The following is a 26,169-nucleotide window of genomic DNA, read 5'->3' on the forward strand; positions in this document are numbered from 1 at the left end:
TCTTAAGCTCTTTTCTCTAGGAGAACTAAAATTTAGGGATCAGGTTAGCTTTGGCAATGTTGCTGAGAGCGAAATGCTCTTCTTGACCATCAACCATTATATGGATGGTTTCACCCTCTACGGTATGAATTTTTCCCTTCCATTTACGACGGTTACCTACCGCCATTTTTAACACGATATTGATATCGTGACCGATAAACTGCTCATAATGCGCTGCTTTAAAGAGTGGTCTTTCTAAACCAGGAGAGGAGACTTCGAGGTTATAAGCAACCGTAATCGGGTCTTCAACATCCAATACTGCACTAACTTGATGACTCACTTCTGCACAATCATCAACGGTAATACCATTTTCATGATCGATATAAATACGCAGTGTAGAATGCTCACCAGCACGTACGAATTCCAGTCCAACGAGTTCATAACCTGATGCTACCACTGGAGCTTCAAGCATTTCAGTAAGTTGTCTTTCTAAACCTGTCATTTAAACCACTCCAGAAACAAAAAAAGGGCATAGAGCCCAATTTAAATTCCAAGCAAGCACCTGAATTAACGTAATGAAATTCAGATAACAAAAAACCCCGATAGTCGGGGTTTTTTGTTGCTGGACCCAGATAAATTGAGAATGCCTTCTCAATTGCAGTGAGGTTGACACTGCCAAACTTGCATCCATAAATAAATGGTTGCGGGGGCCGGATTTGAACCGACGACCTTCGGGTTATGAGCCCGACGAGCTACCAAGCTGCTCCACCCCGCGTCCGACTTGTAAGCAATTATAAGCTGTACAAGGTATGATTTACAAGTTTGTAAATATGGTGCCGAGAGAGGGACTCGAACCCTCACACCTAAGGCGCTAGCACCTCATGCTAGTGTGTCTACCAATTTCACCATCTCGGCATAACCTGAACTTATCGTAACGATAAGTTATTGAGGAATTTCATCACCTGATGCGGGAGGAACTTCACTCACTGTATCATTAGCTTGCTCGATAACTTGACCTTGTAATGGATCAACCCATTGAGACTCAATTTTGTGAGTAGACATATTGCCTAACACTAAGCTAATAACAAAAAATACGGTTGCAAAAATTGCAGTCATTCGGGTTAGAAAACTACCTGAGCCGCTCGCGCCAAACACTGTGTTTGAAGCACCAGCCCCGAAAGAGGCTCCCATATCTGCGCCTTTACCTTGCTGAATCAATACGAGGCCAATTATACCAACCGCTGCCAACAGGTAAATCACAAGTAGAACGCTAAACATGACTTCCACCTATGTTCCAAATTGTTGAGCCAGCGCCGTTAAATCATTCGACTTAAACAAGGCTAGCGACCTCCTCACTGAAGGCGGACGCAATACTAACGAATGCTCGTTTCGCTGACAAGAGGTATTTGATAAAAAATCCTTTTTTATCAACCAAACGGTCAAAAAAGGCTCAAAGTTTAGTGAAAAAAGAAAATTCCCCATCAAAGTTAATTAGTTGGTGGGGAATTTATAGGTTAGCAGTTTGCTTTTACAGCATCAGCAATATGCAGGGCAGACGATTGCACTAAAGCGGCATCTTCACCTTCTACCATAACTCGGATCAAAGGCTCGGTTCCTGATTTACGCAGTAATACCCGTCCTTTTTCTCCTAACTGAGATTCAACATACTTGACTGCCTCAAGCACCGCACCAGACTCAAGCGGATTACTATCACCGTTAAAACGCACATTTTCAAGGACTTGAGGGTACAGTGTCATGCCTTGTGCCAGATCATGTAACGACATTTCACTGCCAACCACAGAAGCAAGAACTTGCAAAGCTGCCACAATCGCATCCCCTGTAGTTACTTTATCCAGCAAAATGACATGACCTGAATTCTCAGCACCAATTTTCCAACCTTTCTCGAGTAATTTTTCCATCACATAACGGTCACCAACCGCAGCGCGTAAAAATGGAATCCCCAACTGTTTCAGGCCATTTTCCATCCCTAGGTTAGTCATTAAGGTGCCGACAACGCCACCTTTTAGCTCTCCTCGCCGCAATGCATCTCGCGCGATGATATAAGCAATTTGGTCACCATCAATTTTATGCCCCAAGTGATCCACCATGATAATGCGATCACCATCACCATCAAAAGCAAGGCCTAGATGAGCTTGCTCTTCAACAACTCGTTGCTGTAAAGCTCGAATATCGGTAGCCCCCACTTGATCATTAATATTCAAGCCATCAGGTTCGGTTCCCATCGCGATCACATTAGCACCTAATTCTTTAAAAACATTCGGGGCGATGTGGTAAGTGGCTCCATGTGCACAATCCACCACGATGTTTAAACCAGCAAGGCTTAATTCAGATGGAAAGGTGCTTTTACAAAATTCAATATAGCGTCCAGCCGCATCAACTAAACGCGTCGCTTTACCTAACTCGGCTGATTCCACGCATTCAAGTGGTTTATCCAATTCAGCCTCAATGGCCAGCTCCAATTCATCGGGTAATTTAGTCCCCGCAGAAGAGAAGAACTTAATACCATTATCGTAATATGGATTATGTGAAGCAGAAATAACGATTCCAGCTTCCGCACGAAAGGTCTGGGTTAAATAAGCGACCGCCGGCGTTGGCATTGGCCCAGTGAAAATCGCTTTTAATCCCGCCGCCGCAAGCCCAGCTTCTAACGCTGACTCAAGCATATAGCCAGAAATACGTGTATCTTTGCCAATAATGACTTTTTTTGTGCCTTGCTGTGCCAGTACACGCCCAGCAGCCCATCCCAGCTTTAATACAAAATCAGGAGTTATCGGATACTGCCCTACCTTACCTCGTACCCCGTCAGTACCAAAATAACGTCGTGTTTCAGACATGATGATTCCTTAATATTTTTGTTTGTTATTTATTTCTATTTACCATCTGCACTATCGCCATGGCTTCTATCGTTTGTTCAACATCATGGACACGCAGAATATGCGCTCCTTTTATTGCCGCAATCGTCGCCCCTGCAACACTTGCAACCATGCATTCTGCGGGGGCTTTATCTAGTAACTTAAACAGCATCGATTTACGCGACATGCCAGCCAGAATCGGCAACTCAAAGTGATGAAATTTATCTAAATGAGCTAGCAAATGATAATTGTGTTCAATCGATTTACCAAAGCCAAAACCAGGATCAAGAATAATATTGTGTTTTTTGATCCCAGCTTGTAAACAAACATCGATTCGCTCAGCAAAAAAATCATTCACCTCTTTAATGACATCATCGTAATGAGGAGAGTTTTGCATGGTGCGAGGCTCTCCTTGCATGTGCATAATACAAACGGGAATGTTCGCTTGAGCCGCAACCTTTAATGCCCCAGGTTCTTGTAATGCACGAACATCATTGATGAGGTCGGCACCTGCATCGACAGCATGCCGCATCACTTCCGCTTTGCTGGTATCAATCGAAATCCAGATATCGGGATAGCGAGCCCTAATCCGTTCAATCAGCGGAATGACTCTTTGTAATTCGTCAGCAAGAGAGACCGCAGGAGCGCCAGGCCGAGTCGACTCGCCCCCGATATCAATAATATCTACTCCGGCTGCTATCATTTGCTCGGCCCGATCAAATGCATCATTCAAATGTGTATAACGTCCACCATCTGAAAACGAATCAGGTGTGGTATTTAAAATCCCCATAACTTGTGGGCGGTGCAAAGAAAGCTGTTTAGTATCAGTTCGAATGTCCATAACTCTCTGAATATTTACAGTGACAATAAAAATAAAATTTAGCCTGAAACAGAAAACCCCGAACAAGTCGGGGTTTGATTAGCGTGCTAGCCTTATTCAGTGTCTTTTTTCTCAGTAGGGGCAGATTCATTATCCACCGGTTCCTCTGGCATTGATTCTGATGGGCGTTTTTCTGCATCTGGCTTATCGTCTGATGCTTGTTCTTGCTGAACAGGTTTTGCTTGATCTCCCCAGCCAGCGGGTTCGCGAATCTCTGGTTTACGAGCCATAAGATCGTCAATCTGGCCAGCATCAATGGTCTCATATTTCATCAGTGCATCTTTCATGGCATGCATGATATCCATATTATCCAACAAAATTTGCCGAGTACGCTCATAATTACGATCAATGATTTTACGAATTTCATCATCGATCAGTTTGGCTGTATCATCCGACATATGTTTTGTTTGCGTTACGCTTCGACCGAGGAAAACTTCACCTTCATCTTCAGCATACAGCATAGGGCCTAACTTCTCAGAGAACCCCCATTGAGTGACCATTTTCCGAGCGATCTCAGTTGCACGTTCAATGTCATTAGATGCACCCGTTGATACTTTTTCGGGGCCATAAATCAACTCTTCAGCCAAGCGTCCGCCATAGAGGCTCGAAATCATAGACTCTAAATGCTGCTTAGACATACTCACTCGGTCTTGCTCAGGTAAGTACATGGTTACCCCTAAAGCTCGACCTCGCGGAATAATTGAAACTTTATAAACCGGATCGTGCTCTGGAACTAAACGACCAACAATGGCATGACCCGCTTCATGATAAGCGGTAGAGGCTTTGGTCTCTTCAGACATCACCATCGAGCGACGCTCTGCCCCCATCATAATTTTATCTTTCGCCAGTTCAAACTCTACCATCGAAACATTACGTTTATTGCCACGAGCAGCAAACAGTGCCGCCTCGTTAACTAAGTTGGCTAAGTCTGCCCCCGAAAAACCAGGGGTACCTCGGGCAATCAAAGAAGGTTCAACATCGCTGGCTAATGGTACTTTACGCATGTGAACTTTTAAAATTTGCTCTCGACCTCGAACATCAGGCAAGCCAACAACAACTTGACGGTCAAAACGCCCAGGACGAAGTAAAGCCGGATCAAGCACATCTGGGCGGTTGGTTGCCGCAATAACAATCACGCCTTCATTGCCTTCAAAGCCATCCATTTCAACCAACATTTGGTTTAATGTTTGCTCTCGCTCATCATGTCCACCACCGACACCCGCACCACGTTGTCGACCAACCGCATCGATTTCATCAATAAAAATGATACAAGGTGAAGCTTTTTTGGCTTGTTCAAACATGTCTCGTACACGAGAAGCACCCACACCGACAAACATTTCGACAAAGTCTGAACCGGAGATAGTAAAAAACGGCACTTTAGCTTCACCAGCAATTGCTTTTGCTAGCAAGGTTTTACCCGTTCCCGGAGGACCAACCATCAGCACACCCGTTGGGATTTTACCGCCCAGTTTTTGAAAACGACTGGGATCACGCAAGTAATCAACCAGCTCTTTAACGTCTTCTTTCGCTTCATCACAGCCCGCAACATCGCTAAAATTGGTTTTGATTTGCTCTTCACTCATCATGCGAGCTTTGCTCTTACCAAACGACATTGCGCCTTTGCCACCGCCACCTTGCATTTGACGCATGAAGAATATCCATACCCCAATCAACAAAATCATAGGGAACCAAGAGATAAAAATCGTTCCAAGTAAACTTTGTTCTTCCGGTGGTGTACCTTGTACTTTGACATTCTGATTAATCAGATCATCAAGTACTTTTTCATCGTACACCGGCATATAGGTAACGAAACGATTATTACTCCCACGACGAGTAAAGGTAATTTCGCTGTTTTTGAATTGAGCTTCTTGAATTTGGCCTTGACCAACTTCCTGTACAAATGTGGTGTAATCGACTGTTCTTCCATTACTGTCACCAGGGCCAAAGCTCTGGAAAACAGACATCAGCACAACGGCAATAACGAGCCACAGTATTAAATTTTTTGCCATATCACTCAAGGTGTCAGCCTCGCGATAACTAGTTGTAATTAAAGGTAGGGTACTACAGTTTTTTCACTGTAGCTATAGTGTAAGTATTCTCGCGTCAAGCCAAATAGTTAGCCTTTGTAACCAGTCGCAACAAGATAAACTTCACGAGAGCGAGCTCTTGATGAATCTGGTTTACGAATTTTGACCGTTTTAAAAAGGTGTCGTACCTCTTGAACGTACGGGTCAAATCCTTCGCCTTGAAACACTTTGACCACAAAACTACCATCAGGAGCAAGAACTTGTCGACACATATCTAAAGCTAATTCGACCAAATACATCGCTCGGGGTTGATCGACCGATAAATTTCCGGCCATATTCGGTGCCATATCCGACATCACGATGTCGACCATATCGGGTTGAATACGTTCGAGCAAGGCTTCTAAAACACTTTCTTCTCTAAAATCACCTTGCAAAAAAGCCACGCCAGCAATGGAGTCCATAGGCAAAATATCACAAGCAATGACCTGACCTTGTTCACCAACAATACCGGCTGCGTATTGAGACCACCCACCGGGAGCGGCCCCAAGGTCAACAACGGTCATCCCAGGCTTAAGCAATTTATCTTTGTTTTGAATTTCTTCCAATTTAAAGATAGCACGTGAACGATAACCTCTTTTCTTCGCTTCATTCACATACTTATCATCAAAATGTTCTTTCAACCAGCGACCAGAACTCGCTGAATGCTTCTGTTTACTCATTCGATTCCTAACTAAAGCTGTCTCTACCAGAGAAAGTTGGGCAGAAAATATAGTCTTCCTGGATAGATGGCGTTAAAATGGTGGTTTTCAACCCTATAGTAAATAAATTTGGTCGCGTAATGAACCTAAGCAACAAACAAAAGCAGCATCTTAAAGGCTTGGCACACCATTTAAATCCGGTCGTGCTTATGGGGGCCAATGGCCTCACTGAAGCTGTTTTAGCAGAAATCGAAATTGCGCTTAATCACCATGAACTGATAAAAGTGAAGGTGGTATCAGAAGACCGTGATACGAAACAATTGATAGTGGATGCCATTGTTCGTGAAACTGGTGCAGAAAAAGTCCAACTTATTGGGAAAGTTGTGGTTCTTTATCGCCCATCTGAGCAGCGTAAAATCGAATTACCACGTAAATAGCCCGTCACGTGTAGATTATAAATGATAAAAAGGTCGCTTATTGCGACCTTTTTATGTTTAATCCATCGCCATGGGCGAATGAATTATAGATATTCAACGCGATCAATCTCAAACAATTTTTCACCGCCTGGAGTACTGATAGAGACTTCATCCCCTTCGCTTTTACCAATCAAGCCTCGAGCTATCGGTGAACTCACGGAGATACGTCCGGCTTTAATTTCAGCCTCATCATCACCGACAATTTGGTAACGTTTTTCTTCTTCGGTATCGACATCGATCAAAGTTACCGTAGCCCCAAAAATGACTTTGCCGGTATTTTCCATCTTAGTGACATCGATCACCTGTGCCACCGAAAGTTTATATTCAATATCACGAATTTGAGCTTCGCAGATACCTTGCTCTTCTCGTGCGGCATGGTATTCAGCATTTTCTTTCAAGTCTCCCAACTCACGCGCTTCTGCGATTGCTTGAGAAATTTGCGGGCGCAGTTTCAATAACCGCTCGAGTTCGTCACGCAGTAGTTTTTCACCACGGACGGTCATAGGAACTTTTTCCATAATTACCTCTATGCCAAAGTTATCTTTGGACAATACAAAACTACCCAACCCATATAGGCTAGGTAGTGATTGATGAATGCATTATCCATTAGTGTAAACAAACATGGTGATGAAATCATCCAAATTCAAGTATTGCGATCAGAATTTGAGATTCATTATGAACTTATTCACTTTACGTGATCTTGTGCACACTTAGGTTTTGCTTAAAACCAAAGAATAAAGTAAAAAAAACTAAATAATTAGTTTTTTTTACTGATCAGATCAGTGTTATTAATAGCAATAAAAACAATTAAAATCAAAGCTTTGATATTTTTTATATCACAATAAAACACTGTTCATAAGAGGGATTTATATCATTTTACTAACTCATCGGGGAACTTTGCAGTTACAAATAGAAGTACGAAAACGAATGCTTCACTTGCTGACACATCATGTCGACACATCATGTCGATGAAGCAATTGGATGCATTTTAATATTCGTAGCTCAAGTGACACTGCTCCCCTGTAGGTTACTTGCAGACAATAATGATTTATGGACAGTAAATTAGGATTTAATAAGATGAACAAAACTTTAATCGCTTTAGCCGTTTCAGCAGCAGCAATGGCAGCTGGCGTAAATGCTGGTGAAATTTATAATCAAGATGGTACTTCACTTACTCTTGGTGGTCGTGCAGAAGCACGCCTATCTCTAAAAGATGGCAAAGCTGAAGACAAAACTCGCGCTCGTGTAAACGTACTGGGCAAAACTCAAATCAACGACAGCCTATACGGCGTTGGTTTCTATGAAGGTGAATTCACCACCGCAGATAATGGCGGCGAAGTTGATGCAAATAGCAACGACATCACTAACCGTTATGCGTTTGCCGGTATCGGCGGTAATTTTGGCCTAGTCACTTACGGTAAAAATGATGGCGCACTAGGTGTAGTTACTGACTTTACCGATATTATGGCTTACCACGGTAACTCTGCAGCTCACAAACTAACGGTTGCTGACCGCGCAGACAACATGCTGACTTACGCAGGTCAATTTGATGATTTAGCGGTTAAAGCGAGCTACCGTTTTGCTGACCGTGAAGAAACCACTGACTTCGGTGATAACAACCAAGATGGTTACTCACTATCTGCTATCTACGCGTTTGCAAATACAGGCTTTAAAGTTGGTGCTGGCTATGCAGACCAAGATGAAGCGAATGAATATATGTTAGCCGCTTCTTATAAAATGGCTGATTTCTACTTTGCAGGTGTATTCACTGACGGTGAACTAGCGAAGCACGATGCCGACTATACGGGTTATGAGTTAGCAGCAGCATACACACTAAACCAAACTGTGTTTACTCTGACTTATAACAATGCAGAAACCAATAAAGAAACCTCAGCGGATAACCTAGCGGTTGATGCAACTTATTTCTTTAAACCAAACTTCCGCGCTTATGTCTCTTATAACTTCAATATGATTGATAAAGGCGACAAAATTGGTGTAGTTGGTAGAACTGATACAGCAACTAAAACACAAGCTGAAGACGAATTAGCGCTAGGCCTACGTTACGATTTCTAATTGATTGATTCGTTAATAGGTTATAGATAACGCCTGCACACTAGCAGGCGTTTTATTCTCTGGTATACTCTGTTGATTCTCGGCTTTACTCGTGATGGTGTATGCGCTTTTTCTTCTGTTTAACCCTCTGGTTATTGTCAACATTCCCTTGCTCTGCTCATCTTGCTGTCAATCAAGACTTTTTATCGCTCTTACCCGAAGGCACACGCAGTGGGTTAGTTATTCAGAAATTAGGCGATACGCAGCCAATCTTGCAGCAGCAAACGGGAGCCTATTTTCCCCCAGCCAGCACATTAAAAATTGTTACCGCACTCGCCAGTCAACTCGAATTAGGTCATGAGTTTTATTTTGAGACGCAACTACGCAGTAATCACCAAGACTTAGCCTTGATTTTCTCCGGTGATCCCACCTTAACCTCGAGGCATTTAAAGACCTTATTACTTGGCTATAAACAGCGACATGGTCAACATATCCGGGGCGATATTTGGTTAGATGCTCGCCATTTTACCGGATACCAAAGAGCCGTCGGTTGGCCTTGGGATAGCCTGGGGGTTTGCTACAGCGCGCCGATTAGCGCAATCAATTTAGATGGTAACTGTATTCAAGCCTCGATTTATACCCAAGATGACGGTACAACCCGAGTCTATGTGCCACCTCACTATCCGGTTTATGTTCGTAGTGATGCCCGGAGTGTGACACAAACACAACAACAAGCTCAGCACTGTGATTTAGAGCTGATTGCTAGCCGCGATAACCACTACCATCTTTCAGGCTGTTTAACTCAGCGCAATCAACCTCTTCCCCTTCAATTTGCAGTACAAGACACTGAATTGTATACACAACGCGTGATATACCAGTTACTCAATCAATTAGGAATGACACTGGACGGCGAAGTAAAATTAGGCGTACCAAAAAGTCAAAATTGGTCACTTGTTGCCAGCCATCGCTCTGAATTTTTACCTCAGCTACTCACCAAGATGCTGCAAGATTCTGATAACCTCATTGCCGATGCACTGTTGAAAACCCTAGGACAAACATTTTTTCAACAACCCGGCAGCTTCAATAATGGCAGTGAAGCACTCAAACAAATTATCTTTACTCGCACAGGAATAGATATCAATGATGCTCAAATTGTTGATGGTTCTGGCTTATCGAGAAATAATCGCGTTCGCCTAGAGTCGATGCGACAAATCCTCAACTATCTCTGGCAGCATGATAATGAACTGCATTTAATTGATGCACTGCCTAGCGCTGGAGAGAATGGTACTTTGCTCTATCGACGCAGTATGCAAGATGGAAAAATTCGTGGTCGCTTAAAAGCAAAAAGTGGCTCGTTATATAGCACTCATAATATGGTGGGGTTTTCGCTTGATAACAAGGGCCAGCCTCAAGCGCTATTTATTCAATGGATTACCGATTACTTTCCTGCCAAGTCCGACCCGAAAAAACCCGTTGATACTCCTATCACTCAGTTTGAACGACAATTTTACCAGGTCATTTTAAGCACTCATCACTCACCGAACATCGCCAATAAAACAAAAGCGCAATGATGCGCTTTTGTTATCATGCCGCGGTCAGGTGTTTACTCCTTCCCACTGTTATTCATTTATAAAATCGTGACGCGAGCAAATTTACGCTTACCAACTTGATAAACATAAGTACCGGTTTGCGCTGTCTGTTTGGCATCTTCGAGCTTTTTACCATCTTGCTTGGCTGCGCCTTGTTTAATCATGCGCATCGCATCAGAGGTTGAAGCGACCAGCCCTGCCTCTTTCAATAAGTTCGCAATAGCAATGCCTTTTTCAAAAGTAAATTCTGGCATTTCATCGGGCAAAGCGCCTTTTTGGAAACGGTTAATGAACTCCTGCTCGGCGGCATCTGCATCGGCTGCGGAGTGAAAACGGGCAATGATCTCTTTGGCCAATAAAATTTTAATGTCACGTGGATTTTTACCCTTCGCCACATCAGCCTTAAACTGCTCGAGTTCAGCGAGTGGGCGGAAAGACAGTAGTTCGTAGTAGCTCCACATCAGATCGTCTGAAATCGACATGATCTTACCAAACATTTCGCTCGGCGCTTCACTTACACCAATATAGTTATTGGCCGATTTAGACATTTTTTTCTCGCCATCCAACCCAACCAATAAAGGCATCATCAACACGACTTGGGGTTTTTGACCGTTAGCTTTTTGTAATTCACGCCCCATCAGTAAGTTAAACTTCTGGTCGGTTCCCCCCAACTCGACATCGGTTTCCATCGCTACTGAATCATACCCTTGTAATAACGGATACATAAATTCATGGATAGCAATTGGCTGACCACCTGCATAGCGTTTTTTAAAGTCATCACGCTCAAGCATACGAGCAACCGTTTGATGGGCAGCCAAACGGATCATCCCTTCCGCTCCTAATTCAGATAACCATTCTGAGTTAAATTGAATTTTGGTTTTCGCTGGATCGAGAATTTTAAACACTTGCTGCTTATAAGTTTCGGCATTACGCAGCACATCTTCACGCGTTAGTGGTGGCCGTGTGGTGTTTTTTCCTGTTGGGTCACCGACCATGCCCGTAAAGTCGCCAATTAAGAAAGTAACGTCATGGCCTAAATCTTGGAAAGTGCGCAACTTATTAAGAATTACAGTATGGCCTAAATGAATATCTGGCGCTGTTGGATCGGCTCCTAATTTAATACGTAAAGGGCGACCTTCTTTTAGTTTTGCCACCAACTCCTCTTCTGGAATTAGTTCTTCAACACCACGCTTAATCTCCGCTAAAGCAGCTTCAATACTCGCCATTCTTGTTCACTCCCACAGATTTGGCAAAAATTTAATAGTTTGACATATTACTTGAATAGCGATGACTTTTGAAACCAGTTAGACTAATCAACTGGCTATTTTTATTATTAATGATTGAACGAACACGAGTATGCTAGCACTTTTTGCTCGTCTTCCCTGGGTTCATCGGGCATTTATTGCCTTTTTTAGTGCGTTAATTGTTATTGCGCTATTTTTTCTCCCAGATCCGGAAGCATTGAGAAACCACCCTGAACGCCTGCAAATTGGCCGGCATTATCCATTAACGATCAATAGTGAAGCTCTCTCACCCGGCCATACTATTTTGCCCTCCACGCTATTGCGCTGGGAAACCTACCACGTAAAGGCTGGAGAAAGTGCCGCGATACTGTTTCAACGTATTGGTTTGTCTCCTCGTCTTTTATATGAACTGACCTCAAGTAGTCAGATCATTGATCAGCAGTTGAGCCGACTACGTCCAGGCGATGAACTACAATTTGGCTTTGATGAGCAAAATCAACTGATTCAACTAAAACGCCGAATCAGTGCTTATGAGACTTTTGATATCACCCGCACAGAGTCTGGTTTTTCATCCAAAGTGGATAAAAAAGAGGTCTTTTATCAATACAACTACGCTCAAGCAGAAATTCAATCGAATTTCTGGAATGCCGGCAATGCGGCAGGGCTAACGGCTAACCAAATTATGGAGTTGGCGGGAATTTTTGGTTGGGATATCGATTTTGCTTTGGATATTCGAGCGGGAGATACCTTCCAATTACTTTTCCAAGAAAAGGTGGTTGAAGGTGAAGTGGTTGGACGCGGTCAGATCATTGCCGCCATTTTTACCAATCAAGGTACAACATTTACAGCTATTTTAGATGATCGAACTGGCCAGTATTTTGATGAACATGGACGGGCAATGAAAAAAGCCTTTTTGCGCTCACCACTCGATTTTCGCCGTGTCTCATCTAACTTTAATCCTCGTCGCCTTCATCCGGTAACTGGACAGTTAAAAGCCCACCGTGGCACCGATTATGTCGCCCCTGTCGGCACGCCTATTTGGGCCGCTGGGGATGGGGTTGTCGAAAAATCGAGCTATAACCAATTCAATGGAAATTATGTTTTTATCCGCCACAGTAATACCTATCTCACCAAATATCTGCATTTAACTCGTCGGACAGTGAAAACCGGCCAAAGAGTTAAGCAAGGACAGGTCATCGGTACATTGGGAGGAACAGGTCGTGTCACGGGGCCCCATTTACATTACGAATTTTTAGTCCATGGTGTGCATAAAGATCCACGCACTGTCGATTTACCTCAAGCAAAGTCATTGACTGGAAAAAATAAAGCAAGCTTTATTACTCAAGCCAAACTTCACTTGGATACCCTGCATCGTTATAGTCAACTGCTATACGCCACCCCGTAAAGGTTGATAAACTCTGAGCCATAAAAAAGCCCTTGCTCGATACAACAAGGGCTTTTTACTTCGATTCGCTGGTCGCAACCGGCTACACGCTAAAGGAGGCACCACAACCACAAGTGGTAGTGGCATTTGGATTATTGACAAAAAAGCGTGAACCTTCCAAGCCCTCGGTATAATCCACCACACCACCAATTAAGTACTGTAAACTCATCGGATCCACCACCAGTGTGACGCCACTATTCTCAATCGTGGTATCACCTTCATTAACTTTTTCATCAAAGGTAAAACCATACTGGAAGCCGCTACACCCGCCCCCAGTAATATAAACACGTAATTTTAGCTCTGGATTTTCTTCTTCGGCAATTAAAGCCCGCACACGTTTTGCAGCGGCATCCGAAAAGGATAATGGGATATTGGCTTCGCTCACAACGACCTCTCTCACTCGTTCCATACTCATCTGTGATCTATGAGCATCATTATTTTTCTGTTGGCTAGATTATCTAATACCCGACTAATTCGTTCAAGTATTAACCGCAACGGCAATGAAATCATCCATTGATACCATTATACGAATCTTGGTTAGTCTATTTTACCTTTATTTGCGCAAAAGGCAGAGAAATCCATACTTAAACCTATCTGAAACTCGCCACACAAAAAAAGATGCCGTTCTACCTTCTGATGCTAAGTCTTCGCTCTCAGAAATAAGCGAAATGATTTCACCTCTTGCTTCATCAGCGTACAATGCACAGCGCAATAGGTCGAGCAATCATAAAGAGGAAGTATCAATGACCAAATCAGAAGATCTTTACCAAAAGGCACAAACAAAAATCCCTGGCGGGGTGAACTCTCCCGTTCGAGCATTCAGCGGTGTTGGCGGTTCGCCTATTTTTATTGACCGTGCCGATGGAGCTCTGATTTTTGATGCCGATGGAAAAGCTTATATTGATTATGTTGGCTCATGGGGCCCGATGATTCTTGGCCATAACCATGCGGTGATCAGAGAAGCCGTCATCGATGCAGCGCAGCGAGGCTTAAGTTTTGGTGCGCCAACTGAAATGGAAATCGCGATGGCAGAGTTGGTGTCTGAACTGGTTCCATCAATGGAGCAACTTCGGATGGTTAACTCTGGAACTGAAGCTACAATGAGTGCCATTCGCCTTGCGCGTGGCTATACCGGGCGAGATAAAATCATCAAATTTGAAGGCTGCTATCATGGACATGCAGACAGTTTGCTAGTAAAAGCAGGCTCAGGAGCACTGACGCTTGGCCAACCAAGCTCTCCTGGTGTTCCCGCTGACTTTGCTAAATATACCCTAACTGCACGTTTTAATGACTTAGAATCGGTACGCCAGCTATTTGCGGCGAACCCTGGAGAAATCGCCTGCATTATCGTCGAACCCGTCGCTGGCAATATGAACTGTATTCCGCCTGTAGCCGGTTTCCATGAAGGACTTCGCGATATTTGTGACCAAGAAGGAGCGCTACTGATTTTTGATGAAGTAATGACAGGGTTTCGTGTCGCACTCGGCGGGGCACAAGCCCATTACAATATTAAACCCGACCTAACAACCTTGGGCAAAGTCATTGGCGGCGGCATGCCAGTCGGTGCCTTTGGTGGCCGTAAGGAAGTGATGCAGTACATCGCGCCAACAGGGCCTGTTTACCAAGCCGGAACCTTATCGGGTAATCCGATCGCCATGGCGGCTGGCTACGCTTGCCTGTCACTGTTAAAAGAAGAAGGCAATGAAAAACGCCTAGCCTATAAAACCAAACAATTGGCCGAAGGTTTAAAATTTTTGGCTGACAAGCATGGTATTCCTTTGGTAGTCAATCAAGCAGGAGGCATGTTTGGCTTCTTCTTCACCGATCAACCTCAAGTCACTTGTTACGAAGAGGTGGTTAAATGTGATGTGGCTCGTTTCAAACGCTTCTTCCATTTGATGCTGGGCTATGGTGTCTATCTAGCACCTTCTGCATTTGAAGCCAGCTTTACCTCTTTAGCGCATGGCAGTAAAGAAATTGAAGCCACACTAGAAGCGGCAGACCGCAGCTTTGCTCAATTAGCGCAAGAAGCATAAGCGTTAAACCCCAAAAGGCTGCAAAGCAGCCTTTTGGGGGAGCGAATGTCTGTCAATTACTGCCAATAGATCACCACCAATACCGCCAAAATAACGAGTATCATCATTAACCAAGGCACTCGCTGGAAAATCGATTTTTTCGGTGTACAGCAAGACTCTTTATCACAGCAGCCCATTTTTATCTCCCCATTGCCCGTCAACTCAATTGCGTTCATTATATACCGAACCGTGAAGAATCGGCAGGCTGTTTTAAGCTTTAAAATCAACCCACCTTCACGAGCCGCGCCATGAATCATCTAACAAAGGGAATCGGATTGTGCCAGATAAACTAAAGTTGAACTCAAACCATTGGGTGCTGATTGCTGCACTGCTTGTCGCGGCCCTAAGTTGCTATTTATTACTCAAACCTTATATCAACGCCATCATCATGGCTTTTATCATATCCTTGCTGATGTTCCCGATTCATCAAAAGCTAGAAACTAAACTTCCGACTCATAAAAATATAGTTGCGCTTTTGTCATGCATTATTCTGGTCTTTATCATTGTCCTTCCATTATTACTGGTATTTACCGCGATGATCCAACAAGGTGCGAAGTTTTCTCAAAACCTCTATCAATGGGGCACAGAAGGAGGAATTCAAACCGTATTGTCTTATCCTTGGGTGAAAAAAGGATTAGCATTAGCGAATGATTACCTGCCCTTTCATGAAATAACCCCGCAACAGATAGCACAAAAAACCGCACAATTAGCCACGACATTTGCTAGCGATCTCGTTTCCCTCAGTGCCAAAGTTTTAGGCGATGCAACCAGCTTTTTAGTCAACTTCTTTTTGATGCTGTTTGTTTTATTTTTCCTCCTGCGCGATCACGATAAAATCATTCTCGCGATCCGCCATATCGTGCCATTATCACGTAGCCAAGAAGACCGCTTACTCAATGAAATTGAACAAGTTTCTAAATCTGCAATCATGGGCTCATTTCTAACCGCTATTGCCCAAGGGGTCGCCGGTGGGTTCGGTATGTGGCTGGCCGGTTTTCCTGGTCTATTTTGGGGGACGATGATGGGCTTTGCTTCTTTTATTCCAGTGGTCGGTACAGCGTTGATTTGGGTTCCTGCCACTCTTTACCTTTTTATTATAGGTGATATGACTTGGATGGTTTTCTTATTGATATGGAGCATCGCCGTTGTTGGCTCTATCGATAATTTACTGCGCCCATTCCTCATGCAAGGAAGTGCAGGGATGAACACCTTAATGATTTTTTTCTCGTTATTAGGAGGGTTGCAACTGTTTGGATTCATTGGCTTGATTTATGGCCCGTTAATTTTTGCCATTACGATGGTGCTATTTAACCTTTATGAAGAAGAGTTCCACTCCTTTTTAAATCGACAAGACAATAGTTAAACTCCTTCAAGCCAAGAGGCAATTGTGCGAAAATCTTGGCCCCTGAATTTGCTCTTGAGTTTGTTATGTCTCACTACACCGCGCCAAGTCAAATCGCTGAGCGTCAACTGGCTTATTTTTCTGGCAAAAAAGTACTGATTGCTGGAGAAATAGAAGATGACTTTCCTTTACTACTGGCGAAACACTGCTTATCCGTTGCGGTTTTTACCACGCACTATGGTTATTACCGCCAATTACAGCAATCGTCTGCTGTAAATTGTTATTTTGGTGCAGAATTAACCGAAAATCTCGATGCCGATCTGCTTGTCATCTATTGGCCTAAAGCGAAGCTCGAAGCTCAATACCTCTTAGCGATGCTCTTAGCTAAGCTTCCTTCACCTTGTGAAGTCATCGTCATCGGTGAAAACCGATCTGGGGTGAAAAGCATTGAAAAAATGTTCAAACCTTACGGATCGATCAAAAAATATGATTCAGCAAGACGCTGCTCATTTTATTGGGGAGAATGCCGCGAAACAGTGGCTGATTTTGCTCTAACAGATTGGTTTAAATCTTATTCGGTGCAATACCAGCAGCATGAGTTAACCATCCGTAGTCTCCCCGGCGTATTTAGCCATGGTGAATTTGATTTAGGTAGTCAATTGCTGCTTGATACTCTCCCCTCTCTACAAGGTAAAGTACTTGATTTTGGCTGTGGTGCTGGGGTTATTGGATGTGTTATGGCAATGCTCAACCCGAAAATTGAGTTAGAGATGTGTGACATCAACGCCCTTGCCATCTGCTCTAGTCAGGCAACGTTAGCCGCCAATGGGCTTTCAGGGCGTGTGTTTGCTTCCGACATTTATTCAGATACGGCGACCAATTACGATGTTATTGTCAGTAACCCGCCGTTTCATTCTGGCTTAGAGACCAGTTATCAGGTCACCGAGACGTTATTGCACTCTGCTCCCAATTACCTCACTCGTTCAGGGCAGTTATTTTTAGTTGCTAACAGTTTTCTTAAATATCCCCCTATTATCGAACAGGCATTTGGTCATTGTGAGACACTCAGTAAGACCAGTAAATTTTCGATTTACCATGCCAGCAAGTAATCGATGGGCGGTTATTGGCCAATTTTAACGGCAATAGCCGCTTGGACGAGAAAATTGCGTCCATGTCCACGCTTTCAGGGTAACTTACTTGTCAAAGTAAAAAAACTCGTTAATTTCGTTACTTTCTCTATCCCTTAATTCTATTTTCTCACAAAGGCTCTGTTCATCGTGAGTATCATTACAAGTAACGTTTTATCCATGTTTAGGTTCAATCGAAAACAAAAATTCAAACGTCTGCAAAATACGCTGATGTTGGCTTTTTTAGTGCTCAGTCTCACCCCTCTCACACTGACAGCACTGTTTTTTCTTCATTCTCACAGTAAAGACTTACAAGAGCAAAGCACCTCTCACCTCGTCTCATTACGTGACACTAAGCAACAGCAAGTCATTGATTACATTAACGCTAAAGAATCAGAAGTGATGGGGTTTGTCCGTTCTGAGTTGGCATATGCCAGTGGCGGTCGTTTTTATGGTTTAGTCAATGCCTTTCAGCGATTAGGCGATAATATTGAGCAAGCCCGGCAGCATGCACAACAACGTTATATTCTTGGCTCTGGCGATCAAATTAAAACCTCCGTACTGCCTAAATCCAGTAGTTATGTCGGCAGTGAGCGCTACCGTTTATTGCATAAACGTTATCATTCAGCTTATCTTGAGCTGCTAAAACGATCCGATTTTGACGATATATTACTGGTCGATCTCAATGGCAACGTGGTCTACTCCATCTATAAATATGACAACTATGGTACTAACCTGCTCAGTGGACGCTATAAAGACTCAAACCTAGGAAAAACCTTTCAACGTTTAGAGCAGCTTATTAGCGAAAATCGCAAAATCAATGAAGATTACACGCCGGTGGTGCTATCCGATTTTATCGCTGAAGATGGGCAACCCTACGCATGGATGGGAGCCCCCATTATACAGCAAGGCTATTTACACAGTTATGCCATGTTTAGATTACCCAATAATGGTATCACTAAATTAATTTCAGAAAATAACAATGGTTCATCAAAACGCACGCTCTTAGTCGGACAAGATCATCATTCTCGTATTCTCGGTAACAATCAAAGCGATATTGATACCAGTGCTGATGTGATCGATTTAGCACTGGCGGGCGGACGAGCGGTAGGTACCTATAAAAACACCTTGGGTGAAAAATACATAGCCGCTTATGCGCCAATAAAAATTAAAGATTTAGACTGGGCTCTTGTGGTTAAAGTTGCCGAGAAAGAAGCATTTGCTCGAGTTCGTCAATTAGAAAAATTATTTATTGTCGCCATGTTAATTGCAACGATTTTAGTCGTCATTGCTTCTCATTATTTATCCAACTTTATCACCGCGCCTTTATTAAAGTTAACATGGGCAGCAGAGCGTGCTTCCGCGGGCGATCTCGATCAAGCGATCATCAATACTCAACGTCGCGATGAAATTGGCCGACTGGCTGTCAGCTTTGAACGCATGCAACGTTCTATCCGAGAAAAAATCCAGCTTATTAAGTCGCAAAATATTGAGTTAGAAAATAACATTCAAGTTATTCGCAAACAAAACGACGAATTACAATTAACCGATAAACTTAAAGATGAGTTTCTTGCTACCACCTCGCATGAACTCCGAACCCCATTACATGGCATGATAGGTATTGCTGAAGCATTAATTTCTGGGGCCAATGGTCCAATCAATGCCGCACATAAATATCAACTCGATATCATTATCAGTAGCGGACAACGACTGGCAAGCTTGGTTGATGATCTCTTGGACTACCATAAAATGCGTTATGGTCATTTAGACATGGATTATCGAGCCGTCAATCTCGCCAGTGCCACTCGCTTAGTATTGGAGCTTTCTAGCCATTTATTGGGCAAAAAACAAATTCGAATTATTAACCAAGTCGCTGAAACATCCGTCTGGGTATCGGCTGATGCTCAACGCCTTGAACAGGTGTTATATAACTTAATCGGCAACGCGATTAAATATACCTCTGAAGGGAAAATTGTCATTTCTGCCACTCAGTTGCAAGATCATGTTCGAGTACAAGTCGTGGATACAGGGCAAGGCATTCCAGCCGAACAGCTAGAGCATATTTTTGAGCCGTTGATTCAAGCAGGGCACGATAGTAGCCGTTATCGCCAAGGTGCTGGCTTAGGGCTATCGATCAGCCGTCAGTTAATTGAACTGATGCATGGCTCGTTATACGTCAGCAGTCAACCCATGGTCGGTACGACATTCAGTTTCACATTACCACTCGCAACACAAGAACAGATAGAACATGTGCAACGAACTCAAATCGCACACTTTCAAGTTCCAGAGTTTACCGAGTTAGAGCAGGACGATGAACACCATCTTCCTGAAAATCCTGACGGGCCACTGTTATTAGTCGCTGATGATGAACCGGTCAATTTACGCATACTAGATAGCTTTTTACGCTTAGAAGGCTACCGCGTGAAAACGGTTTTAGACGGTCATGATGTATTATCTGCCGTTGAACACGATCAACCTGCGCTTTTATTACTCGATATTATGATGCCCGGTATGAGTGGTTACCAAGTATGCGAACAGCTACGTCAACATTACGATCATGCGCAGTTACCTATTATTATGCTCACAGCGCTCAATCAAAACGATGATCGCCTCAAAGGGTTTGACGTGGGTGCTAATGATTACTTATCAAAACCCTTCAATAAACAAGAGCTGGCCGCTCGTATTCAAGCCCATTTAACAGCAAGCCAAGCAGAAAAAAGACGCATCGAAAATGCGCAATTGCAAAAAGAGCTAAAACAAAGAGCAATGGTTGAAGCGAGCTTACTTGAAACTCAGGGCCGATTATTAGAGCAGCTCGATTCAGCACCAGAAGCTATTTTGTGTCTACGCGATGATCATAAAATTCGCTTTGCTAATGAAGCGGCAACTCGACTATTTAAACGCAGTCAGGAACAGCTCAAGCGTTCAGATGCTGAAGAGTTAATTGCAGCAAAGTATTTACTGGTCGAGCAAGAACATTACTGTGGAAACATTGATATCTATGTCGATGATATTAGGCAACATATTTCAGCCGATATTCTGCGTCTTCCTGAAGGCTCTGGGTTTAAAGCCATGTATATCTTTAATATTGGAAACAATGTCAATGCAACAAGAATCCATCACTTAGAAACCGCAGTAGAGGCCTTATCTAGCTATGCCTTTGATGGTGATAAAGACAAACTCCAACAATTAAAAGAACTCGGTGGAGAATTTACCCGTATTGCAGAAAAAGTAGCGGGAGAGCATCAATCTAAACAAGATTTAATGCGCTCAGTGCTGGTTGAAGCAATGACCAGTGCACTTGATTACTGGGAAAAGGCAACGGGGCAAAGTAAATTTACCTTTGCTGAACAAAGTGGGTTATGGCGTGTTTATTTAGACCGTAGTACCTTGCAAACCCGCACATTAGATAAATACCTAAGAATTGAAACCCTGCCTAAAACGCCTCGCTGGCGCACGGTGCTTAACTCACTAGACTATATTCTGGAACATTGTAAAGAACAAAGTCCAGAACGAACCTATATCGAGGTACAACGCGATAAACTGCAAAAACTATTAACCAGTGACTAGGGTTTGTTGACCTTTCGCGATTAAATTTTGTTCGAGATAAAAGCGTTTGCGGATCCTTTCTACGGCGTTATCTGCTTCTCATCAGGTAGAGTAACGACATTTTAAATGTCTCTGCCTTGAATAAAGAAAGCACAAACGGCTGCAACAATCAGCTCAAAAGATCAACTGCCCCCTAATTCAGTCGACCTAAAAAACCCGTTTTAACGGGTTTTTTATATTGTCCCGTCTAATACCTTCCTTGCCCTAAACCTCACTAGCATAATCAAATCATGCTTTATTCATTCGGTACAGCGGACTCAAACATACATCCTCTTCTTTGAGGCTTGCTAAGGGTTTTCATCATGCCAATAACACACCAACTCACCTTGATTTACAGAGCAAAAAAACTTACTTATCCGGCATTTTATGCTTAGACCAAAACCTCGCTTACTGGTGATTTTTGATAGAAAAATATTGTCAAGGCTGCTCACGCTTCACTTATCGCTAAGGTTTGCGATGATAATCACAACAATTTGCCAGATTTATTTTCCGGCTCAAACTTTCCGTTTTATCCGGCAGTGAGCAAGATCTCAATAATCTTAAAAAAAATAAAAGCCCTTCATTTAAAAATATTAAAATGATAGCGAGCACTCACTATTTTAATGTAATAATAGGAAGAACGTGATCCGCCTCACCGTTCATTTTTCAAACTCAAAAGGGCCTAAAAAACAAATTTTAACAAAAATGACGAGACAATGGGTGTTTTTGACATTTTTAACGAGAATTGAAATTGATAATTTTCCCCACAAGGTGTTTCCTTAGTCTTGTCAACGGCCTACAGGCCACTCATTCCATCTTGCTCCTCCGGCATGATGAATATAATGAGGTAGGTCATTGCGAGTGTTAATCCAATGATGACATTCATATCCATTTGTGAAATGAAAGCAAATAGTAAGGAACAGCTATGCTTGCCAATATTAAAAAAACAGCACTAGCCGCAGCCGTTATTGCCGCTGCCAGCAGTGTTTCCGCTCCAGCGCTTGCGCGTAGTGAGCTGACCATCGTGCCAGATTTCTATCCAACTATGGTGCGTAACTTTAACCCCTACCTAGCAACTAACCTACGTACTACCACTGATTTTATTTATGAACCTTTAGTGGTTTTTAATGAAATGCAGGGCAATACGCCTGTCATGCGCTTGGCAGAAAACTTTAAGATGTCAGATGACTTAATGAGCGTTACTTTCGATATTCGTAAAGGCGTGAAATGGTCAGATGGTAAAGGATTCAGTGCAAATGATGTTATTTACTCATTTGGCCTACTCAAAGAGAAACCAGAACTTGATCAGCGCGGTATCAATAAATGGGTAACCAGCATTGAAAAAATTAATGATTACAAAGTACGTTTCCGTTTAAGTGAAGCCAACTCTAACGTACCGTATGAAATTGCTCAGGTGCCAATCGTCGCAGAGCATATTTGGAAAAAAGTCAAAGATCCTGCAACCTTTACGAACGAAAATCCAGTAGGTACTGGCCCATTTACTGAGATCGACACCTTTACTCCACAGCTTTACATCCAGTGCCGTAACCCAAATTATTGGGATGCCGCAAACTTAGAAGTAGACTGTCTACGCGTACCACAAATTGCTAATAACGACCAATTGCTGGGCAAGATTGTTAACTCAGAATTAGACTGGACTTCTTCTTTTATACCAGACATTGATCGTACTTACGCGGCCGCAAGTCCAAAACACCATTACTGGTATCCTGCAGCCGGTACACAAGCATTTATGGTCAACTTCAAAAACTCAGATCCAGCGAAGAAAGAAGCACTGACTAACGTTGATTTTCGTCGTGCATTCTCTATGGCACTGGATCGTCAAACCATCATTGATATTGCGTTCTATGGCGGTGGCACAGTCAACGACTTTGCTTCAGGGCTTGGTTATGCGTTCGAATCATGGTCAGACGAAGCGGTTCACAATAAATACAAAGGGTTCAATACTTATAACGTTGATGGCTCAAAAACATTGCTTGCTAAAGCGGGCTTTAAAGACATCAATGGTGATGGCTACGTAGAAACCCCATCAGGAAAATCTTTTGAACTCTTGATTCAATCACCAAACGGTTGGACTGATTTCAACAATACCGTTCAGCTCGCCGTTGAACAATTACAAGAAGTCGGCATCAAAGCTCGCGCTCGTACACCTGAATTTGCTGTGTATAACCAAGCAATGTTAGAAGGTGATTACGATGTGGCTTACACCAACTATTTCCACGGTGCAGATCCATACACGTATTGGAACAGTGCTTACAATTCAGCCTTACAAAAAGGTGATGGCATGCCTCGCTTTGCGATGCACTACTTCACCAACAGTAAGCTGGATAGTTTACTTGATAGCTTCTACAAAACTGCGGATAAGAATGAACAGCTAGAAATTGCTCATGGTATCCAGAAAATCATTGCAGAAAATCAAGTCACGATTCCAGTGCTGTCTGGTGCTTGGATGTATCAATATAACACCACTCGCTTTACTGGATGGTGGAACGAAGAAAATCCTAAGGGCCGTCCAAGTATTTGGGCTGGTATCCCAGAACGTCTACTTCACGTACTGGATTTAAAACCAGTTAAGTAAACGTTTATTCCAGCGGCGTACCCGTTACGCCGCTATTTAAAATCCCCCTCGCTTATCCATTGTAAGTATGGCGCATGTCGTCAGGGGATTTCTCGCTCTTAATTTCGCAAGGAGCGGCCTGAATGAAAGATCAGGAAAACTGGGTGAGTAAGGTGTAAGTTATGGGTTATTTTTTAAGACGTTTGTCGTTCTATTTTGCCGCGTTGCTGGTCGCAGCAACACTAAACTTTATTATACCGCGAGCAATGCCGGGTGATCCGGTTACCATGATGTTCGCACACGCAACAACACAAGTAACGCCTGAACGAATCGAAGCAATGCGCCAACTGCTAGGATTCGTTGATGGGCCTATCTTGATGCAATATTTTACTTATATGAAGAGCATCCTCAGCTGGGAGCTTGGGACTTCAATCAAATTTTATCCGTTAAGTGTCAATGAATTATTGGCTAGCGCTTTTGGGTGGTCTCTGTTTTTAGCCGGTACCGCCGTGATCATCTCTTTTTCGATTGGCTCAATTCTTGGCATTTTTGCAGCATGGAAACGAGGCAGCTACTACGATACGTTTATCACGCCGGGAATGCTGGTCATTCAAGCCGTGCCACAAGTCGTTATTGCGATGCTGGCCATGTTCACTTTTGCCATCGGATTAAGATGGTTTCCAACCGGCTATGCTTATACTCCCGGAACCCTACCCGATTGGACCAGCTGGGAATTTATCAAAAATGTCGGCTATCACGCTGTTCTCCCCCTTCTTTGTGCTTCCATTGTGCAAATTGGTGGTTTTTTGGTCAATATGCGCAACAACATGATCAACTTACTCGCCGAAGATTATATCACGATGGCGAAAGGAAAAGGGCTAAGCGAAAACCGAGTAGTCTTCAACTACGCTGCTCGTAATGCACTGCTACCTAGTGTCACGGCATTATCGATGTCTTTGGGTATGTCGATTGGTGGCCAATTGATCATTGAAATTATCTTTAACTACCCCGGTCTTGGCAGCGTACTGTTTAACGCTATCACATCACGTGATTATCAAGTCCTACAAGGTCAGCTCATCATTATGACCCTCTTTATGCTGTTCTTTAACCTTCTAGCCGACATGCTCTATGTTGTGCTCGACCCTCGCTTACGTAAGGGAGGCAAATAAATTATGAAAGCACTATGGAAACTACTGCGCGGCAATCGAATGGCGATGCTTGGCGTAACAATACTCAGTTTATTCTTATTAATGGCGGTATTTGCACCTTTTATTACACAACATGCGCCTGATAAGCGCACGGGTAATCCCCATGAATATCCAAGCTTTGTGGTAAAAGCAGCCAAAGCAAACCCGGATGGCTGGGTGGCTGAAAACTTGGGCAATGATCGTCGAAAATTAGCCATGTCGAAAAAAGAAAATCACGTGTTAGGAACAACTCGAATGGGACGTGATGTGTGGTCTCAAGTTGCTTATGGCGCTCGAGTGTCTCTTGCGGTCGGCTTCGGTGCAGGGATGACCGTCTGTTTTCTTGCGACAGTCATCGGTGTTTCAGCTGGCTATTTTGGCGGTAAAATTGATGACTTCTTGACCGCGGCAATGAACATTATGTTGGTTATCCCGCAATATCCATTGTTATTTGTGGTCGCTGCCTTCATCGGTCAAGCGGGGCCATTAACCATTGCGCTGATCATCGGCTGTACCTCCTGGGCTTGGGGGGCAAGGGTTGTCCGAGCCCAAACCATGGCACTACGAGAAAAAGAGTTTGTGAAAGCCGCTGAAGTGTTAGGAGAATCTTCTTGGCGAATCATTTTTGTCGAAATACTGCCTAACCTCATTTCGATTGTGGGAGCCAGCTTTATTGGATCGGTTATGTACGCCATCATGATGGAAGCCACTATCTCCTTCCTTGGCTTAGGCGATCCAAACACCATTAGCTGGGGCATCATGCTATATAACGTACAAACCTCATCTTCCATGCTAATTGGCGCTTGGTGGGAACTATTAGCACCTTGTATATCCTTAACCTTACTGGTGACAGGTTTAGCGCTGCTGAACTTTGCGGTTGATGAAATTGCCAACCCACAATTACGTTCTCACAAAGGAATGAAACGCTGGAAAAAACTGGCTCAACAAGACAAACGTCAGCGTAAGCCAGTTCTAGAACCTCAACCAGCTATTTGGAGCGGAGACAAATAATT

General features: G+C 43.3%; 21 protein-coding genes and 2 tRNA genes. 11 read left to right on the forward strand and 12 right to left on the reverse strand.

The features are described 5' to 3' along the window. Positions 1-25 precede the first annotated feature (25 nt). The 8 genes from rimP to rlmE all read right to left on the reverse strand — a co-directional run bounded on the left by rimP (position 26) and on the right by rlmE (position 6,478). Positions 26-481, reverse strand: coding sequence for a ribosome maturation factor RimP (rimP, locus tag CAG57_RS03380; RefSeq protein ID WP_099610631.1), 456 nt, complete (start codon positions 479-481; stop codon positions 26-28). A gap of 196 nt (positions 482-677) precedes the next feature. After that, positions 678-754: transfer RNA gene (locus CAG57_RS03385), tRNA-Met, on the reverse strand. Positions 755-810: 56 nt separating this feature from the next. Continuing rightward, positions 811-894, reverse strand: a tRNA-Leu gene (locus CAG57_RS03390). 27 nt (positions 895-921) lie between these two features. Beyond that, positions 922-1,257: a preprotein translocase subunit SecG gene (gene secG / locus CAG57_RS03395; protein WP_099610630.1), complete on the reverse strand. Its 336-nt coding sequence runs from the start codon at positions 1,255-1,257 to the stop codon at positions 922-924. A 236-nt stretch (positions 1,258-1,493) separates the two neighbouring features. Next, positions 1,494-2,834 carry a phosphoglucosamine mutase gene (glmM, locus tag CAG57_RS03400; protein ID WP_099610629.1) on the reverse strand — a complete coding sequence of 447 codons (1,341 nt, stop codon included), beginning with the start codon at positions 2,832-2,834 and terminating at the stop codon, positions 1,494-1,496. Positions 2,835-2,859: 25 nt separating this feature from the next. Further along, complete coding sequence (folP, locus tag CAG57_RS03405) at positions 2,860-3,693, reverse strand: dihydropteroate synthase (protein ID WP_161427792.1); 834 nt, start codon at positions 3,691-3,693, stop codon at positions 2,860-2,862. 92 nt (positions 3,694-3,785) lie between these two features. Continuing rightward, on the reverse strand, positions 3,786-5,741 hold the full coding sequence (gene ftsH / locus CAG57_RS03410; RefSeq protein WP_202597879.1) for an ATP-dependent zinc metalloprotease FtsH: 1,956 nt from the start codon (positions 5,739-5,741) through the stop codon (positions 3,786-3,788). A 107-nt stretch (positions 5,742-5,848) separates the two neighbouring features. Next, positions 5,849-6,478, reverse strand: a complete 630-nt coding sequence (rlmE, locus tag CAG57_RS03415) for a 23S rRNA (uridine(2552)-2'-O)-methyltransferase RlmE (RefSeq protein ID WP_099610626.1) — start codon at positions 6,476-6,478, stop codon at positions 5,849-5,851. A 119-nt stretch (positions 6,479-6,597) separates the two neighbouring features. Here rlmE and yhbY point away from each other — a divergent pair, with 119 nt between their 5' ends. Then, a complete protein-coding gene (gene yhbY / locus CAG57_RS03420; RefSeq protein ID WP_078926153.1) occupies positions 6,598-6,894 on the forward strand; it encodes a ribosome assembly RNA-binding protein YhbY in 297 nt (98 codons plus the stop codon). 83 nt (positions 6,895-6,977) lie between these two features. On the opposite strand, the gene greA is transcribed toward yhbY, so the two are convergent. Continuing rightward, positions 6,978-7,451 (reverse strand): transcription elongation factor GreA, encoded by a 474-nt coding sequence (gene greA, locus CAG57_RS03425; protein WP_099610625.1) that lies wholly within the window; start codon positions 7,449-7,451, stop codon positions 6,978-6,980. Positions 7,452-8,010: 559 nt separating this feature from the next. Between greA and CAG57_RS03430 the strand changes: the two genes are divergently transcribed. Next, positions 8,011-9,006: a porin gene (locus tag CAG57_RS03430; protein ID WP_161427790.1), complete on the forward strand. Its 996-nt coding sequence runs from the start codon at positions 8,011-8,013 to the stop codon at positions 9,004-9,006. 101 nt (positions 9,007-9,107) lie between these two features. Further along, complete coding sequence (gene dacB, locus CAG57_RS03435; RefSeq protein ID WP_161427789.1) at positions 9,108-10,556, forward strand: serine-type D-Ala-D-Ala carboxypeptidase; 1,449 nt, start codon at positions 9,108-9,110, stop codon at positions 10,554-10,556. 56 nt (positions 10,557-10,612) lie between these two features. Here the strand turns inward: dacB and tyrS are convergent, their stop codons facing one another. Then, on the reverse strand, positions 10,613-11,800 hold the full coding sequence (tyrS, locus tag CAG57_RS03440; RefSeq protein ID WP_161427788.1) for a tyrosine--tRNA ligase: 1,188 nt from the start codon (positions 11,798-11,800) through the stop codon (positions 10,613-10,615). Between the two features lie 130 nt (positions 11,801-11,930). Here tyrS and CAG57_RS03445 point away from each other — a divergent pair, with 130 nt between their 5' ends. Then, positions 11,931-13,223: a peptidoglycan DD-metalloendopeptidase family protein gene (locus CAG57_RS03445; protein ID WP_161426849.1), complete on the forward strand. Its 1,293-nt coding sequence runs from the start codon at positions 11,931-11,933 to the stop codon at positions 13,221-13,223. 82 nt (positions 13,224-13,305) lie between these two features. On the opposite strand, the gene erpA is transcribed toward CAG57_RS03445, so the two are convergent. Further along, complete coding sequence (gene erpA / locus CAG57_RS03450; protein ID WP_099610688.1) at positions 13,306-13,647, reverse strand: iron-sulfur cluster insertion protein ErpA; 342 nt, start codon at positions 13,645-13,647, stop codon at positions 13,306-13,308. Between the two features lie 358 nt (positions 13,648-14,005). Between erpA and hemL the strand changes: the two genes are divergently transcribed. Then, positions 14,006-15,298, forward strand: a complete 1,293-nt coding sequence (gene hemL / locus CAG57_RS03455) for a glutamate-1-semialdehyde 2,1-aminomutase (RefSeq protein ID WP_099610620.1) — start codon at positions 14,006-14,008, stop codon at positions 15,296-15,298. 56 nt (positions 15,299-15,354) lie between these two features. On the opposite strand, the gene CAG57_RS16030 is transcribed toward hemL, so the two are convergent. Next, complete coding sequence (locus CAG57_RS16030; RefSeq protein WP_202597772.1) at positions 15,355-15,513, reverse strand: hypothetical protein; 159 nt, start codon at positions 15,511-15,513, stop codon at positions 15,355-15,357. 101 nt (positions 15,514-15,614) lie between these two features. Between CAG57_RS16030 and CAG57_RS03460 the strand changes: the two genes are divergently transcribed. From CAG57_RS03460 to CAG57_RS03485, 6 genes are all read left to right on the forward strand, one after another. Then, on the forward strand, positions 15,615-16,700 hold the full coding sequence (locus CAG57_RS03460) for an AI-2E family transporter (protein ID WP_161426848.1): 1,086 nt from the start codon (positions 15,615-15,617) through the stop codon (positions 16,698-16,700). Between the two features lie 65 nt (positions 16,701-16,765). Next, entirely contained in the window at positions 16,766-17,788 is a 1,023-nt protein-coding gene (gene rsmC, locus CAG57_RS03465) for a 16S rRNA (guanine(1207)-N(2))-methyltransferase RsmC (protein WP_161426847.1), read from the forward strand. A 198-nt stretch (positions 17,789-17,986) separates the two neighbouring features. After that, complete coding sequence (locus CAG57_RS03470; protein ID WP_161433828.1) at positions 17,987-21,376, forward strand: response regulator; 3,390 nt, start codon at positions 17,987-17,989, stop codon at positions 21,374-21,376. 943 nt (positions 21,377-22,319) lie between these two features. Further along, positions 22,320-23,990, forward strand: a complete 1,671-nt coding sequence (locus CAG57_RS03475) for an ABC transporter substrate-binding protein (protein ID WP_161428012.1) — start codon at positions 22,320-22,322, stop codon at positions 23,988-23,990. A gap of 161 nt (positions 23,991-24,151) precedes the next feature. Further along, positions 24,152-25,138 carry an ABC transporter permease gene (locus tag CAG57_RS03480; protein ID WP_161428011.1) on the forward strand — a complete coding sequence of 329 codons (987 nt, stop codon included), beginning with the start codon at positions 24,152-24,154 and terminating at the stop codon, positions 25,136-25,138. Between the two features lie 3 nt (positions 25,139-25,141). After that, positions 25,142-26,167, forward strand: a complete 1,026-nt coding sequence (locus CAG57_RS03485; protein WP_099610614.1) for an ABC transporter permease — start codon at positions 25,142-25,144, stop codon at positions 26,165-26,167. Positions 26,168-26,169: the final 2 nt, after the last annotated feature.

This window comes from Vibrio sp. V30_P3S12P165 (assembly GCF_009904905.1).
Lineage (GTDB): Bacteria > Pseudomonadota > Gammaproteobacteria > Enterobacterales > Vibrionaceae > Vibrio > Vibrio fujianensis.

What these genes read in the sequence shown, in the direction of transcription:
- greA (WP_099610625.1), bottom strand. Translation starts at nt 7,451, where the DNA reads ATGGAAAAAGTTCCTATGACCGTCCGTGGTGAAAAACTACTGCGTGAC.
- tyrS (WP_161427788.1), bottom strand. Translation starts at nt 11,800, where the DNA reads ATGGCGAGTATTGAAGCTGCTTTAGCGGAGATTAAGCGTGGTGTTGAA.
- yhbY (WP_078926153.1), top strand. Translation starts at nt 6,598, where the DNA reads ATGAACCTAAGCAACAAACAAAAGCAGCATCTTAAAGGCTTGGCACAC.
- rsmC (WP_161426847.1), top strand. Translation starts at nt 16,766, where the DNA reads ATGTCTCACTACACCGCGCCAAGTCAAATCGCTGAGCGTCAACTGGCT.
- CAG57_RS03480 (WP_161428011.1), top strand. Translation starts at nt 24,152, where the DNA reads ATGGGTTATTTTTTAAGACGTTTGTCGTTCTATTTTGCCGCGTTGCTG.
- CAG57_RS03470 (WP_161433828.1), top strand. Translation starts at nt 17,987, where the DNA reads ATGTTTAGGTTCAATCGAAAACAAAAATTCAAACGTCTGCAAAATACG.
- folP (WP_161427792.1), bottom strand. Translation starts at nt 3,693, where the DNA reads ATGGACATTCGAACTGATACTAAACAGCTTTCTTTGCACCGCCCACAA.
- rimP (WP_099610631.1), bottom strand. Translation starts at nt 481, where the DNA reads ATGACAGGTTTAGAAAGACAACTTACTGAAATGCTTGAAGCTCCAGTG.
- CAG57_RS16030 (WP_202597772.1), bottom strand. Translation starts at nt 15,513, where the DNA reads ATGAACGCAATTGAGTTGACGGGCAATGGGGAGATAAAAATGGGCTGC.
- glmM (WP_099610629.1), bottom strand. Translation starts at nt 2,834, where the DNA reads ATGTCTGAAACACGACGTTATTTTGGTACTGACGGGGTACGAGGTAAG.
- rlmE (WP_099610626.1), bottom strand. Translation starts at nt 6,478, where the DNA reads ATGAGTAAACAGAAGCATTCAGCGAGTTCTGGTCGCTGGTTGAAAGAA.
- CAG57_RS03430 (WP_161427790.1), top strand. Translation starts at nt 8,011, where the DNA reads ATGAACAAAACTTTAATCGCTTTAGCCGTTTCAGCAGCAGCAATGGCA.
- CAG57_RS03475 (WP_161428012.1), top strand. Translation starts at nt 22,320, where the DNA reads ATGCTTGCCAATATTAAAAAAACAGCACTAGCCGCAGCCGTTATTGCC.
- secG (WP_099610630.1), bottom strand. Translation starts at nt 1,257, where the DNA reads ATGTTTAGCGTTCTACTTGTGATTTACCTGTTGGCAGCGGTTGGTATA.
- CAG57_RS03485 (WP_099610614.1), top strand. Translation starts at nt 25,142, where the DNA reads ATGAAAGCACTATGGAAACTACTGCGCGGCAATCGAATGGCGATGCTT.
- ftsH (WP_202597879.1), bottom strand. Translation starts at nt 5,741, where the DNA reads ATGGCAAAAAATTTAATACTGTGGCTCGTTATTGCCGTTGTGCTGATG.
- hemL (WP_099610620.1), top strand. Translation starts at nt 14,006, where the DNA reads ATGACCAAATCAGAAGATCTTTACCAAAAGGCACAAACAAAAATCCCT.
- CAG57_RS03445 (WP_161426849.1), top strand. Translation starts at nt 11,931, where the DNA reads ATGCTAGCACTTTTTGCTCGTCTTCCCTGGGTTCATCGGGCATTTATT.
- dacB (WP_161427789.1), top strand. Translation starts at nt 9,108, where the DNA reads ATGCGCTTTTTCTTCTGTTTAACCCTCTGGTTATTGTCAACATTCCCT.